Origin of the sequence: Pseudoalteromonas sp. SiA1 (assembly GCF_018732205.1) — a bacterium.
GTDB lineage: Bacteria > Pseudomonadota > Gammaproteobacteria > Enterobacterales > Alteromonadaceae > Pseudoalteromonas > Pseudoalteromonas tetraodonis.
Window position 1 is genome coordinate 2,590,068 of record NZ_CP076084.1, and the last position, 13,490, is coordinate 2,603,557.

Annotated in this window: 13 protein-coding genes; 4 read left to right on the top strand and 9 right to left on the bottom strand. The window is 41.3% G+C overall.

The genetic code is table 11. The features are described from left to right. Window positions 1–125 precede the first annotated feature (125 nt). Window positions 126–1,082, top strand: a complete 957-nt coding sequence (locus KK487_RS12040) for a methylenetetrahydrofolate reductase (RefSeq protein ID WP_036953487.1) — start codon at window positions 126–128, stop codon at window positions 1,080–1,082. Between the two features lie 606 nt (window positions 1,083–1,688). Here the strand turns inward: KK487_RS12040 and KK487_RS12045 are convergent. The 4 genes from KK487_RS12045 to KK487_RS12060 all read right to left on the bottom strand — a co-directional run bounded on the left by KK487_RS12045 (window position 1,689) and on the right by KK487_RS12060 (window position 5,227). Beyond that, a complete protein-coding gene (locus tag KK487_RS12045) occupies window positions 1,689–2,309 on the bottom strand; it encodes a hypothetical protein (protein WP_215521791.1) in 621 nt (206 codons plus the stop codon). 146 nt (window positions 2,310–2,455) lie between these two features. After that, window positions 2,456–2,890: a hypothetical protein gene (locus tag KK487_RS12050; protein WP_215521792.1), complete on the bottom strand. Its 435-nt coding sequence runs from the start codon at window positions 2,888–2,890 to the stop codon at window positions 2,456–2,458. A gap of 293 nt (window positions 2,891–3,183) precedes the next feature. Beyond that, window positions 3,184–4,431 carry a DEAD/DEAH box helicase gene (locus KK487_RS12055; RefSeq protein ID WP_215521793.1) on the bottom strand — a complete coding sequence of 416 codons (1,248 nt, stop codon included), beginning with the start codon at window positions 4,429–4,431 and terminating at the stop codon, window positions 3,184–3,186. Window positions 4,432–4,522: 91 nt separating this feature from the next. Next, the gene (locus KK487_RS12060) at window positions 4,523–5,227 is read right to left on the bottom strand and encodes a DUF3581 domain-containing protein (protein ID WP_016900441.1); all 705 of its coding nucleotides are present in this window, start codon (window positions 5,225–5,227) and stop codon (window positions 4,523–4,525) included. A 156-nt stretch (window positions 5,228–5,383) separates the two neighbouring features. Between KK487_RS12060 and KK487_RS12065 the strand changes: the two genes are divergently transcribed. Further along, window positions 5,384–5,779, top strand: coding sequence for a hypothetical protein (locus tag KK487_RS12065; RefSeq protein ID WP_215521794.1), 396 nt, complete (start codon window positions 5,384–5,386; stop codon window positions 5,777–5,779). A gap of 87 nt (window positions 5,780–5,866) precedes the next feature. Then, entirely contained in the window at window positions 5,867–6,718 is an 852-nt protein-coding gene (locus KK487_RS12070; protein WP_215521795.1) for a CPBP family intramembrane glutamic endopeptidase, read from the top strand. Window positions 6,719–6,775: 57 nt separating this feature from the next. On the opposite strand, the gene gltX is transcribed toward KK487_RS12070, so the two are convergent. From gltX to proB, 3 genes are all read right to left on the bottom strand, one after another. Then, on the bottom strand, window positions 6,776–8,260 hold the full coding sequence (gltX, locus tag KK487_RS12075) for a glutamate--tRNA ligase (protein ID WP_036956570.1): 1,485 nt from the start codon (window positions 8,258–8,260) through the stop codon (window positions 6,776–6,778). 50 nt (window positions 8,261–8,310) lie between these two features. Further along, on the bottom strand, window positions 8,311–8,670 hold the full coding sequence (locus tag KK487_RS12080; RefSeq protein ID WP_008111110.1) for a glutaredoxin family protein: 360 nt from the start codon (window positions 8,668–8,670) through the stop codon (window positions 8,311–8,313). 106 nt (window positions 8,671–8,776) lie between these two features. Beyond that, window positions 8,777–9,880, bottom strand: a complete 1,104-nt coding sequence (gene proB, locus KK487_RS12085; RefSeq protein WP_215521796.1) for a glutamate 5-kinase — start codon at window positions 9,878–9,880, stop codon at window positions 8,777–8,779. A gap of 131 nt (window positions 9,881–10,011) precedes the next feature. Here proB and KK487_RS12090 point away from each other — a divergent pair, with 131 nt between their 5' ends. Further along, window positions 10,012–10,971 carry a DMT family transporter gene (locus tag KK487_RS12090; protein ID WP_028835731.1) on the top strand — a complete coding sequence of 320 codons (960 nt, stop codon included), beginning with the start codon at window positions 10,012–10,014 and terminating at the stop codon, window positions 10,969–10,971. Here the strand turns inward: KK487_RS12090 and KK487_RS12095 are convergent. Continuing rightward, window positions 10,866–11,471 (bottom strand): class GN sortase, encoded by a 606-nt coding sequence (locus tag KK487_RS12095; RefSeq protein ID WP_215521797.1) that lies wholly within the window; start codon window positions 11,469–11,471, stop codon window positions 10,866–10,868. The genes KK487_RS12090 and KK487_RS12095 overlap by 106 nt on opposite strands. Then, on the bottom strand, window positions 11,468–13,468 hold the full coding sequence (locus KK487_RS12100) for a marine proteobacterial sortase target protein (protein WP_215521798.1): 2,001 nt from the start codon (window positions 13,466–13,468) through the stop codon (window positions 11,468–11,470). Before KK487_RS12100 ends, KK487_RS12095 begins: the two co-directional genes overlap by 4 nt. Between the last annotated feature and the right edge of the window lie 22 nt (window positions 13,469–13,490).

The window sequence follows — 13,490 nt, forward strand, 5'->3', positions numbered from 1 at the left end:
TGTCAGTTATTAACTATGAAAATAATTCACGTTAGTTGAGAAACTTTCAACAAATAAATCTATCTAGACGTCTAAATGGCTGCTATATTAAATCCATCATCACAAATTAAGCTGGAATGGGGATTATGGCTTTATCACTTCAAGAAAAAATACAGGACACCAACCAAGGTGTTTACCTAATTGGCACAACACCGCCAAAAATTGGGACTGATAAAGCGCAATTAAAAGTCATTGCCGAAAAGTTATTAGGCCGTTTACACGAAATTGAATATGACGGTGTGATTATTTATGACATTCAAGATGAAAGCAGCCGTACAGAGCAAGCGCGTCCATTTGCATTTAAGCAAACAGTTGATCCGCGCGAGTACAGTCAACTCTTACGAGGCTTATCTGATCTTGATGTCATTACTTATAAAAGTGTAGCTCAGCGCGGTGTGAGTGAGTTTAAAACGTGGTTAGATGAAACCAAAAATGACTACGATTTAAAAAACGTGGTGTTAGTGGGCAGCCCATCATCAGCGGGTGATATAAAGCTGAGCTTACCGAATGCCTACAAAACTCTGGCAGAGCAGTCAGAAGACTTCTTTTTAGGTGGCGTAACCATTGCTGAGCGCCATGCCAATAAGCGCAACGAGCACCAACGCTTAATAGAAAAAACGGCACAAGGATGCCAGTTTTTTATCTCTCAAGCCGTTTACAATGCACAAGCAACCATAGATTTAATAACTAGTTATGCGCGCACATGCAAAGCACAAGGCCTGACACCTAATAGGATTATATTAACCTTTACGCCTTGTGGTGGTGAAAAAACCTTGGAGTTTATGCAATGGCTAGGTATCTCAGTACCAGAGGCAACTAAATGGCGCATGCTTGATTCGGAAAATACATTAAGTGAATCGGTGCGTATTTGTCGCGAAAACCTCGACTCAATTTTAAAAAGCTGTGCCCACTTAGGTGTGCCACTGGGTTTAAATATTGAAAGCTTAACCAACCGTAAAGAAGAAATAGACGCATCTATTAACTTATACCGTTTATTAAAAGCAACAATGGAACTCAACCTTGCGGAGAAACTAATAGCTTAATTACGGGGTTCGAGGTTCGAGGTTCGAGGTTCGGGGTTCGGGGTTCGGGGTTCGGGGTTCGGGGTTCGGGGTTCGGGGTTCGGGGTTCGGGGTTCGGGGTTCGGGGTTCGGGGTTCGGGGTTCGGGGTTCGGGGTTCGGGGTTCGGGGTTCGGGGTTCGGGGTTCGGGCAACAATGATAAGCGAAATAAAATAAGCTAGTTCAAGTAGTTATCTTCGTTTATTTTAATAAGTACTAACTTGATCTGTCAGGACTTTATCAAATCTGAATGTCGCATTTTTGCCATGAGCGGATAAAAAGTGAATTTGAAAGCCTGTTTGGTGGCGCCTTCGGCTTAACCAACCTACATTTTGACGTAGGTCGGATAAGTGGCGGAGCCACGCCATCCGACAAAAATAATGAATTTACCAGAAACAATCTAATTTACCACGTTAGCGATATATAACTGCTTTATACTGTAAGTTAAACCACTCTATACCGACTATCGGCTGAGTGCCATGGGCGGTCATTGGTAACGCCCGGCTCACCGAGCAAATTTTTGATGGCGACTTTTGTGCGTCTTTTGCACAAAAGGTGACAGCGGAAATTTGTCCGATGCAGCCGATTGTTAGAGCTGGTATTTGGCATAATAGTTCTTTAGAGTTTCAAACTGGTTTTGAGAAACCTCATCAAGCTCTACGCCTGATACCAGCTCATTGAATTTTTTTAAATCAGGCGCGACTTCAAAACTATGAGTGCCCATGGCCTCACGGGATGTCACTGAAAACCGCTCATTACCGGCGCGTTCGATATTACCAGACAGCTCTGAGACCATATCCCATGCATGAATATTGAGATAACTTGCCTTTGACTTCTCTAGATCTTGCCCATCCAGTCCGATTTTACTTTGTAGCTCGGCAAGCTGATCATAGACATCATGGCTTTTATTGAATGCACCATCTGAAAACCTTCCTGCTTTAGCTAAAGCAAATAGATTTGTTTTAATAAGAGGTTTAGCTACCTCCTTTAGGTTCTCAATTGTGGCATTTGCTTCGTCTACAGCTTCTCTTAATTTTGCTTCGAAGCCAGCCCCTTTAAACTCTGAAAATTTATCTAGATTGGCAAAAGCCAGAAAAACTCCGCTGGCCGCAACCGCTATTCCCATTTCAGCAGCCATCCCCTTAAGGCCAAATAAAAATACGGATACAATTAATACGATAAAGCCGACAATATTCAAAAATATGTTCATTATTCCTCTCGGAGCTTGTAGCTCTAACTTTTAAATAAGGGGCGCAGGCATGTGGGGCATAATGGCGAAGCCGCCCCGCATGTATGCGTCCCAGCCCGCGCAGCGGGCGTACTTAATTTTTTTGTTATGTGCCAGCACACTCTCTACTACCGCCATAACTTTACTGTGCCCAATAAATAAAACGTACCATAAATACAGCAAATAATTGAGCTGACTAACCAAAAGGTTATTGAATTTTGGTGTACCACAGGGTCTGAAGTTAGAAAGGGACCAGCTAAGCCTGCGATACCACGCAACAAATAGATGGCAGTAATTAAAGTTAAACAGGTTTTTAGTAGTGGCAACTTGATGATGATACCTGCACCAGAAAATGCATATAAGCCCCAGCCAGTAAGAAATGAAGCAATTGCTAAAGTTACAATTGTTGGGTACGGGTCGCCCTGAGCTGCGAGTTGAGCCATACGTTGACCAGCACCAAAAAAAAGATACCAATCAGAGCCGCCGAAAATACAACCAATATGAAGTAATGCAGCCAGGATACTTAAACTGCCAGCGATTATTAGTTGATTATTCTTGTGCATTCAAATTCCTTTTGGCACATAACAATTTAATAGTGCGCTCGTCGCGCATATTTCTACCGACTCCACGCTCATTTATCTACTTTATATAGTTTTAACAAATTACCTAAGGTATTACTATCACTAAGTTTTCTAAAACTTTAAAGAAAAGTTAAATAGAACAATATGCGCGCATCGCTCATTTTCATGAATATATGCGCAAAGAACAGTTTAACAAATCAATTAACGACGATATTTAGCCAATATCAATGACCGCTTCTCGCTCTTAGCTGCCTGTTAGGTGAAGCCCTAAGCTTTTATTTACGTCTTCTATTTGGCGCTCTTTGCCCTGTAATACGTTTTTTATCGCGATCTTTACGCGCTTTGTTAGTGTTTTTGCGGTTATCTTTAGGCGGCTTATTTAAGTCGGGCTCATAGCCTTCAAGCCATTGTGGTGTTAAGCGGGTATCAAGCAGTACTTCAATTTCTTCAAGCAGCCATTGCTCATCTAAGCTCACTAGCGACATAGCAAGGCCTTGCTCGCCAGCTCGTCCTGTACGGCCAATACGGTGTACATAATCTTCAGCTATGTATGGTAATTCAAAGTTAATTACATATTTAAGTGCCGGTATTTCTAAACCGCGCGCTGCTACATCGGTGGCCACTAGAACACGTGTACTGCCTTCTTTGAAGTTATGAAGAGCGCGGTCGCGAGCACCTTGTGATTTATCACCATGAATAGATTCGGTTTTTAAACCATCTTTACACATTTCTTTGGCAAGCTTATCGGCCATTTGTTTTGTGCGGGTGAATATAAGCACTTGGCGCCAGTTTTTCATGCCAATCATGTGCGATACCAGCTCGCGCTTTCTGTCTTCATCAACTGCGTAAATAACTTGTTCAACCTCTACAGCAGCAGAGTTGCGCTTATCGACTTCAATAAGCTCAGGGTCTTTGAGCAATTTTTTACTTAGCTCAAAAACACTGTCATCAAAGGTCGCGGAAAACAGTAAGGTTTGACGATCGCCTGGGATATGACGCAGTATTCGTCTAATTTCGTCAATAAAACCCATATCCAGCATACGGTCTGCTTCATCAAATACCAAAGAGTCCACGCTTGAAAGCACCACACTGCCCTTCACTATATGATCAAGTAAGCGCCCTGGCGTTGCCACTATTACTTGTGCTGTTTTAAGTGCTTTGATTTGTGGACCAATACTTGCGCCACCATAAGCAAGTGCACCTTTTATATCTGTACCTTGTGCGTATTTTTCAAAGCTTGCAAATACTTGCTGAGCAAGCTCCCTAGTGGGCGTTAAAATAACCACACGGGCAATGCCTGGTTCGTCTTTTTTAGCGGTATTTAAAAGCTTATGTAATAGCGGCAAAACAAAAGCGGCTGTTTTACCGGTGCCAGTTTGAGCGCTGCCCATCACGTCTTTGCCCGCTAAAATTGGCGGTATCGTTTTGTGCTGAATGGCGGTAGGCGTAGTGTAATTATTTTGCTCTATTGCCGTTAATAGTAACGGGTCTAGGGCTAGTGATGAGAACGATGTGGCAGACATAAGCTTGGCTTTAAAATAACAAAGAACGCTATTATACCTGAGCTTTAGTAATAAAAAAGGCGCTAAATAGCGCCTAAGTAAAATGAAGTGTTTAAGCCGGTTTTAATGTGGCTTTACGCTCATTATAAAATGCAATTAAATCATCTACGGTGCTTTGACAGTATTCACGAATACCCGATACCACCATGTGTTTTTCACCAAAACCCACCTTTTCGCCGTTTTCTAATAAATTAAAGCGCAAGGTTATTTTGCCGCGTTTACCAGCGTATTCAAAGCTTGGCTCTGCAAACTCAAGGGTCGGTGATTTAATATCAATATTATTAAGATTAATGATCATTGATTCATAAATAATCATAGGCCGCGCAGGGTTTATCATTACCTCTTGCTTGCCCATTAAAGGAATAATCACATGCGGGAACGCAGCACCTGAGAACTCAACATAATTTTTTATTAAACTGTTTGTAAGTGTTGGGCATTTACTGGTTTTACCGTCGCGTTTAACCTTTAAAATTACTTTTTCGCCATGGTTTACATCAAACTCTTCTCCAGGTTGTTCTGGAAAATTTAGCTTGGTATTTTCATCAACCATACCGGCAAAGGTAAACTCCATTCGCTCACTAATGCCATAGCGGTCTAACACTAGAGAAAAAAGTAAGTCTCCTGGTGCGCAAAACTTTTTAGCGTCTTTATCATGAAGCGGGTTGTAGTCGTCGGCTACACATTTAGCAAAGCGACAACCTTGCTCACGAGAAATTGAAACATAATCAGCATGCTGCTGATAGTAAGGACTTAACATAGTGTGTTCACTGCTTAAACTGCTTATAACCTAGCTATACTACCAGAAAAAAAATCTTGAGAGGTCGAATCTGTTTAATAAAGGCGAAAAATGATAATTTGCAACTCGCTAATTAACTAAGTAAATTAGGCAAATACGAGTTTAAGGGATTAACTAATGAAGTATTTTTGTTTATTAATATGCGCGGTTTCATTATTAACTGGCTGTAATAACATTACTTACACAACCAATATCGACGACGAGGTTTTATCAGAACACGTTTCAAGCCACACTAAAAAACGTGGTCTAGAGCAATTTTACAGTGTTCAGGACGCTCTCGATAGAGGTGCAAGCCCTCTTGGTGGAATAAAAGGCGAAAGCTGCGATGTATCAGACGATACGCGAACATCCTCAATTAGCTATAACCGTTTGAAATCACAAGCTATAGAATCCCTTAAAAACGATGTGCTTTATTTAGGTGGCAATGCATTTACACTGGAGCAATGCCAATCAGTATCCCGCTACAATTGTGATTTAGCCGTTACCTGTACCGGACAAGCCTATAATTATTAATAGCTCAAAATTATCTAATTGAGACTATAACGCTATGTGATTCGTTTTCTCTCATTTCCTCTATCAAACAACAAGCAGTATTTGCCAATGACTTTTTACTTTTTAGCTGCCGCTATTTTATGTGTTTTCCCGCAGTGTAAACTCTCTGTATTTCGCCAACCATTATGGCAATACTTATTGCTGCTAAGTGTTATTAGCGCCTATTATCAAGAATATATAAATTTAAACGCGGTTGCTGTTATAGCTGTTTATGTGGGATTGTTTCACTTTACGCTATTGGCAACCTCAGCGTTAAAACGTAATGTTCTAACGTCTTTATTTATAACAGCCTCACTCGGGTTGGCCATACATTGGTTTGCGGGTTTTAATAACCTGCCTATTGTTGTTAATGAACAAATCACCAGTAACGCAATTGCATTTACCTTGTATGCTAATTTTGATAAAGCATTAGCGGGTTTAATGCTGGCCGCTTATGTTTTTGAAAAAAATAAAACGGCAAAGCCAGTAACTATCGGCTACCCTGCTTTAATCATAATTATCACTATTTTAGCGGCGCTCATAACTGCTTTAACGTTAAACCTTGTTGAATTTGCGCCAAAAGTACCTGAATTTTGGTTGTTATTTATAGCTATCAACCTACTTTTTACCTGCGTTGCAGAAGAGGCATTATTTAGGGGAGTGATACAAACTAAGCTTTCAAAACTAATAACCCCGAGCAGGTTTGCACTGCTCGCACCGGCTATCAGTACTTGTGTATTTTCACTGGCACACTTTTCAGCGGGTACTCATTATATGCTCGTGGCGGCCGTTGCAGGTTTTGGTTATGGCTATATTTACTATAAAACTAGCCGATTAGAATGGGCCATTTTATGTCATTGGCTCGTTAACGTGTTTCATTTTTTCTTATTTACTTACCCTATGCTGGCAACTCCATCTTAGAATTACAGGCACAAAAAAGCCGCTTAAATTAAGCGGCTTTTGAATCTGTATACGCGATTACGCACTTGGGTAATCACGGTATGCGCGCTCTATCTTTTTAGCCTGCTTTTTAGAAATACCTAAATGGGCAAGCGCGACACGTAAACGTGCACGCGATAGGTCAGACCCTAAAATCTCCATTGCATCTAATACCGAAGTTGATGATGTTTTGCCGGTAATAGCCACAAATATAGGCTCTAAGAAATCTTTAATTTTAAGCTCGTGGAAGGTGGCTACTTCTTTTGCAATTGCAAAAATAGCAGGCTTTTCAAAGCTACGTAAGCCTTCTAGCTGCCATACAAAAAATTGTAATGCTTGGCGAATAACATCTTCGTCAGCTTTACCGGCTGTTAATAGCGCTGGGTCGTAGGTCGGGATGCCGCCTACAAAGTGCCCTGCTAAATCAACCATGTCAGAGAGCGTATTTATACGCGTTTTAGCTTCTGGTAATACTTTAGCCAGCATGTCACCATTAAATTTCCAGTCAACAAAACGCTGCATTAGCTCTGCATCAGTTAGGTTTTCGCGGATCCACATACCGTTTAACCAGCTTAACTTGTCTACGTCGAATACTGGGCCACCAAGTGATACACGCTTCATGTCAAAGTGCTCAATCATCTCATTAAGGGTGAACTTTTCACGCTCATCAGGCATTGACCAACCCATACGGCCTAAGTAGTTAAGTACCGCTTCTGGTAAGTAACCCATTTCTTTATAGTAATTAATAGACGTTGGGTTTTTACGCTTAGACAGTTTTGATTTATCTGGATTACGCAGTAATGGTAAGTGACCTAGTACGGGTGCTTCCCAACCAAAATCTTCATACAGTTTTAATAGCTTAGGTGCTGAGTTTATCCACTCTTCACCACGGAAAATATGGCTAATTTGCATATGGTGATCATCCACCACGTTAGCTAAAAAGTAAGTTGGAAAACCATCCGCTTTTAATAGCACTTGCATGTCTACGTTTTCCCACGGGATCTCAATTTCACCACGTAGGTAGTCGTTAAATTTAAACGTACCTTCGCTTGGGATTTTCATACGTATAACGTACGGTTTACCAGCAGCTAGGTTTGCTTTAATTTCGTCTTCTGTATGGTTTAAGCCACGGCCATCGTATTTAGGACGCAGACCTTCGGCCATTTGTTCTTCACGCATTTGGTCCAGTTCTTCGCTGGTTGCGAAACAGTAAAACGCTTTGCCGTCTTCAACTAACTGATGGGCGTATTTTTTATATAAATCACTGCGCTCAGATTGACGGTATGGACCAAACTCTCCACCTACATCAGGACCATGATCCCACTCAAGGCCTAACCAGCGTAAGCTATCCATGATGGCTTGTTCAGATTCTGGTGTGCTGCGAACTTGGTCAGTATCTTCAATACGAAGTACAAATTCACCGCCTTGCTGTTTAGCAAAACAGTAGTTAAATAAGGCAATGTAAGCGGTGCCAAGATGCGGGTCACCAGTTGGCGACGGAGCAACACGGGTACGAATTGTCATGGTAATGTCTCTTTTAATAAGTGAGATGGTATGAAATACCAATAAATATTTTAAGCGGCTACTTTGTTTAAGTAAGCAATAATATCGTTTGATTCATAAAGCCATTTTACTTGGCCATCTTGCTCAATACGTAAACAAGGTACTTTAACTTTTCCGCCTTGCTCTAATAGCTCTTGGCGGTATTGCTCATCATTTTTTGCATCGCGTGTTTCAATTTTTAAGCCTTCACGCTTAATTGAACGACGCACTTTTACACAAAAAGGGCATGCTTTGAATTGATAGAGCTTAAATTGTGCGGTTTGCTGATCAAGCTTAGTTTGCTCTTGCGGATCACGTTTTTTGCTACGCGGCGTAAAAACAAAATTAAAAAATAAGATGATACAACCTAAAACCCAGCGAACTAATTTCATCTTCAATACTCTTTACAACAAATTTAAGGTGCAAGATTTTAACACAAAAAAGCGCAACACTATAAGCGGATTATACGTTGCGCTATATCGTTAAAAAAGTGCTTAATTACAACACCACCATATCATCTCTGTGTAGTACTTCGGCACTGCTGTCGTAATCAAGTAATTGGCTGATTTGATTAGAGTGTGCGCCTTTTATTTTATCGATTTCAAGATGGCTAAAGCGCGTTAACCCACGTGCAATAATTTGCTCGTTTACATCAATTAAGTTAATTAAATCTCCGCGTTCAAATTCACCTATTGCACGCGTAATGCCTTTAGCAAGTAAACTGGCGCCCTTAGATTGCAATGCATGCACCGCACCGGCATCAATTAAAATTTGGCCGCTACTTTTAGGCCCTGCTAATAACCATTTTTTTCGGCCATCTTTAGGGGCGGTAAGTTTTAAAAAACGGGTGCCTGGCAGTTGCTCGCTCATGCATTTTAAAATCACGTTTTCATCAGCGCCTTTGGCAATAATCACCTCAACCCCAGCTCTTCTGGCAATATCGGCTGCCTGTAGTTTGGTTGCCATACCCCCTGTGCCTAGGTTTGTACCACTGCCACCCGCAAGTTGGCGTAACTCATCATTAATATGCGTAACTTCGTCAATCAAGGTGGCGTTAATGTCAGTGCGCGGATCGCTGGTAAATAACCCTTGTTGGTCGGTCAGTAGCAGTAATTTATCGGCATTGGCCAAAATAGCCACTAATGCCGATAAGTTATCGTTGTCACCTACTTTTATTTCACTGGTAGCAACCGCGTCGTTTTCATTGATGATCGGCACAACATCATAATTTAATAAGGCATTGAGAGTATCGCGGGCATTTAAATAACGCTCTCTGTCGTCAACATCGGCGCGCGTTAGTAGCATTTGCCCCACGTTAACACCATACAACGCAAATAAGCTTTGCCAAATATGAATGAGTTGCCCTTGCCCAATAGCGGCCAACATTTGTTTGTCTATTAATGTGCGCCCACAGGGTTTTAATAACTGTTCGCGACCTGCGGCAACCGCACCACTAGAAACTAAAATAACCTGGTGACCTTGCTTTTTTAGCTCACAGCATTGGCGAACAAGTTCCACCATATGTGCTTTGTCTAACTTATCGGTACCGCCAGTGAGTACGCTTGTACCTAGCTTTACAACTACTACCTGATCCCTTTGCATGTTTTTTACTTAGCGCAATAAATGATGAATTTATTTATACCAGTTCGGTATTTTTGAACAAGTAAAAAATATTCAAGCACCCCCTCTGCGTGCTAGGATCGCACTATATTCAACCGATTAAATTACACCTTATGCCTGCCAGTTTATGTTTAATTATTGCCACCTTTTTGTGGGGTAGCTCCTTTATTGCACTTAAATACGCGATTGCGATTTATGATCCGGCCTTGGTGATATTTTTACGTATGCTCACCACTTTACTGATTTCGTTATGTTTATGGCGTTACGTAATTCGTTTTGAATATTTAAAAGGCGATTGGAAGTATTTATTAGGTATGTCGCTGGCAGAGCCTTGTTTGTACTTTTTATTTGAAGGCCACGCAATGGAGTACACCTCAGCCTCTCAGGCGGGGGTTATTGTGTCTTGCTTACCTATTATTGTGGCGTTATTAGCGTTTTTTATGCTCAAAGAATACATTAGTAAAGCTATTGTGGTGGGTTTTACGCTGTGTATTGGCGGCAGTATTTTATTGACCTTGCTCTCACCGAGTTCAAGCCAAGCACCAAACCCGTTATTAGGGAATTTTTTAGAATTAATGGCCATGGTGTGCGCGGCATTTTATACCGTGTGTATAAAACATTTAGCTAACCGCTATTCCCCACTCACACTGATTGCTTTGCAAGGTGTGAGTGGTAGTTTGTTTTTTGCTCCGTTTTTATTATTTATTGACCTACCCAGTGAAAACCAACACGATTTAACCGCACTAATGAGCATTTTGTACTTAGGCTCTTGTGTCACTTTGGGTGGGTACGGCATGTACAACTACGCAATTAGTAAAGTGTCGGTGTTAACCGCAGCAGCTTATTCTAATTTAATCCCAATTTTCACTTTAATTTTGTCAGCCATTATTCTTAACGAAGTACTGACACTTGGCCAGTGGATCAGCATATTTGTGGTGTTTATAGGCGTAATGATAAGCCAACGCCATCAAGAACTAGTGGTCGATATTCCTAACGCTACCTCGGGTGAGGATATTTCAGCCGATACTAGCCACCTTAAATCGGTACCCGAGGCCAGCGAATCAAAAGGGTAACAGGTCAGTAAATACAGCCCTGCTTGATGCAAAAAATCGGTGTTGTACTGATTAATCACCTCAACATATGTCACTGAATAATGCTGCACTTGGCCATTTTGTAATTGCAGAGAAAATTGCTCCCCCACTTTAGCGTTTTTTAAAAACGCAAAGTGGGTATCGTTGTGGCCAGCAATAAGTGCTCCTTGCGAATTACCAACATCAGCCCCACCTAATTCCCCCGCAGCTAAAAAATGACTGGGCGCAAACGCTAAATTTCTACCACTTGCGCCATCGAGCACGGTTAGTCGTTTATTATGCTTTGGCCATATTATTTGTGCCACTGGGTAACTATCAGCATAAAACCACGGCTTAATTTTTTTATTGGGTGATTTAAGGGCTGTTTGCCATGCTTGCTCTATTAACACTTGTGCAAGCCATGCCTTTGCCTGCATATATGCACCATGGCCAAATAGGCTCAGTCCTAAGGCTAGTAAACCTATGCTCAACCACTTTTTCATTTACAGCGCCTTACTAACAACAGGCCACCTAGTAGCATTAAAGCTCCAAACACAATATGCATTTTGCTTTGCCCATCAGTTTGCGGCAAACGCATACTCATTCCTTGTGGCATTAAATTAGCCACTTGTGTAGTTTGTTTAGCAACTTCTTTAATGGTGCTCTCTTCTATGGCAATAAACGCAGTAAATGGGCTAAGTAATTGATGCTCAAGCGCAAGTTGCTGCACTTGCTGTTTTACAACACTTTGTTGGTTGTATAGCAATAATGACTTTATTTTTTGACGTGCCCAGAGCTTATCAATTCCTGTGGCTTTTGAGCTTGCTTGCGAATTAAGCTTAACCTTAAACTCACCATGCGTTGTTTGCCCAGTAAAAGTAATTGTATCGGTATTATCTAATTTAATAGCCACCATAATAGGCTCAGCAAAATACAGATCCGGTAATGGGGAGGGCCAAAAATCTAAGCTGTCTCCATTTGTATTTGTTAACGCTAAATTAGTCATCGCCGGGTGAGCGAGTTTATCAAACAACTGCTGCATTTTTGGCTGCACATCAAAGGTGCTACCAATAAAGGTATAAGACCCCTTACCTATATCAGCAGCGCGGCGCATAAAAAAGCGATTAGGTGCGCTACCAATGCCGACGGTAAATAAGCGGCTGTCACCTAAAGTGCGCGCAATACTTTTAAATAACTCATCTTCGTTACTCACGCTACCATCGGTTAAAAACACCACTTGGCGTACAAAACCCTCAAATTGCGCACCATTAAGTACGGCATCAAGCGCACCTTGTATTTCAGTACCACCGTCGGCTTGCAAGTTATAAATAAAGCGCCTTGCACGGCGTAAATTAAAGTCACTAGCAACTAAAGGGGTATCACTCATGGCAGTAACCTGATTATTAAAGCCAATAATATTAAAGCTATCATCACTATCAAGTAACGAGAGTGCGTAAAACAATGCTTTTTTAGCTTGCTCCATAGACTGCCCATGCATAGAGCCCGAGGTATCAACTACAAACACCATTTCACGCGGTAAACGCTCAGACTGGGTAAACTGATCGCTTGGCGGCATTAACATCGCTAACGCAAACTGCTCACCATTTTTTGCTTGCTGAGTAAAAAGTGCGGCTTGAGCTTGCGCTTTTTGTAGTGGCTTAAACTCCAGTACAAAGTCTTTATTTATTGCTTGCTGTGGTTTTAGCACAATGCTGTATTGTCCAAACGCAGAGTTTTCAATATTTACCTGATGGTACTTAGCGTTTATATCAACCAATTCTAAGCCTATATCCATGTTAATTGTTAAGCTTAAATCGCTGGCATTAGCCGCCTCATTGGTTTGCTTTGTATAAATAGGGCTTAACCATCCTTGTGGAGTAAACGAAGATGTATGATCACTTTTTACCGTACGCTTATCTTGCTCTTCGTTCAGTTTCCCTGTTGTTGCATGATAGCGTGGCGTTATTGTGGTTGGAAAATGAATCGCAAAGGTTCCATGCTGGTAATCAATAATCTCTTGATATTCAAGCGTTATAACAATCTCTTCACCAGGCCCTATATTCGCCACATTTGTAATAAACATATTTGAACGCTGCTGACGAACCAAAGAGGCCTGCTTCCCTGCTTGCTTGGCAGCTTGGTACTGTTTTTCAGCTTGGCGTTTTTTTGTTATTTTACCTTTGATAACTCGCTCGCCAATGCGCATGGTCATTGCTTGCACGGCGCTTTCATCGGGTAAAGGAAATACATAACGTGCATTTACTGCAAAAGGGTTTTCATTTATGTAGTGCTGCGTTACTACAACATGATTAATTAGTCCTGTTAGGGTCATTTTTGCATCGCTTTTTAAAATCACCCCAGGATTAACCGCCACTCCTTGGCTATCAAACAAGGATAGTTTTGGCGACTGCGCATGGCTTTTAAAGCTGGCTAAAAGCACGATAATAATAAAAATAAAAAGGCTTACCTTGGTAAGCACTTTGGTGGGTTTACTCAACATAAATCACTCCATAGAACGCACG

Bases quoted from the DNA above. Each gene is read 5' to 3' on its own strand.
- KK487_RS12090 (WP_028835731.1), top strand. From the start codon at position 10,012: ATGCCTGCCAGTTTATGTTTAATTATTGCCACCTTTTTGTGGGGTAGC.
- KK487_RS12080 (WP_008111110.1), bottom strand. From the start codon at position 8,670: ATGAAATTAGTTCGCTGGGTTTTAGGTTGTATCATCTTATTTTTTAAT.
- KK487_RS12095 (WP_215521797.1), bottom strand. From the start codon at position 11,471: ATGAAAAAGTGGTTGAGCATAGGTTTACTAGCCTTAGGACTGAGCCTA.
- proB (WP_215521796.1), bottom strand. From the start codon at position 9,880: ATGCAAAGGGATCAGGTAGTAGTTGTAAAGCTAGGTACAAGCGTACTC.
- gltX (WP_036956570.1), bottom strand. From the start codon at position 8,260: ATGACAATTCGTACCCGTGTTGCTCCGTCGCCAACTGGTGACCCGCAT.
- KK487_RS12040 (WP_036953487.1), top strand. From the start codon at position 126: ATGGCTTTATCACTTCAAGAAAAAATACAGGACACCAACCAAGGTGTT.
- KK487_RS12055 (WP_215521793.1), bottom strand. From the start codon at position 4,431: ATGTCTGCCACATCGTTCTCATCACTAGCCCTAGACCCGTTACTATTA.
- KK487_RS12045 (WP_215521791.1), bottom strand. From the start codon at position 2,309: ATGAACATATTTTTGAATATTGTCGGCTTTATCGTATTAATTGTATCC.
- KK487_RS12060 (WP_016900441.1), bottom strand. From the start codon at position 5,227: ATGTTAAGTCCTTACTATCAGCAGCATGCTGATTATGTTTCAATTTCT.
- KK487_RS12100 (WP_215521798.1), bottom strand. From the start codon at position 13,468: ATGTTGAGTAAACCCACCAAAGTGCTTACCAAGGTAAGCCTTTTTATT.
- KK487_RS12065 (WP_215521794.1), top strand. From the start codon at position 5,384: ATGAAGTATTTTTGTTTATTAATATGCGCGGTTTCATTATTAACTGGC.
- KK487_RS12050 (WP_215521792.1), bottom strand. From the start codon at position 2,890: ATGCACAAGAATAATCAACTAATAATCGCTGGCAGTTTAAGTATCCTG.
- KK487_RS12070 (WP_215521795.1), top strand. From the start codon at position 5,867: ATGACTTTTTACTTTTTAGCTGCCGCTATTTTATGTGTTTTCCCGCAG.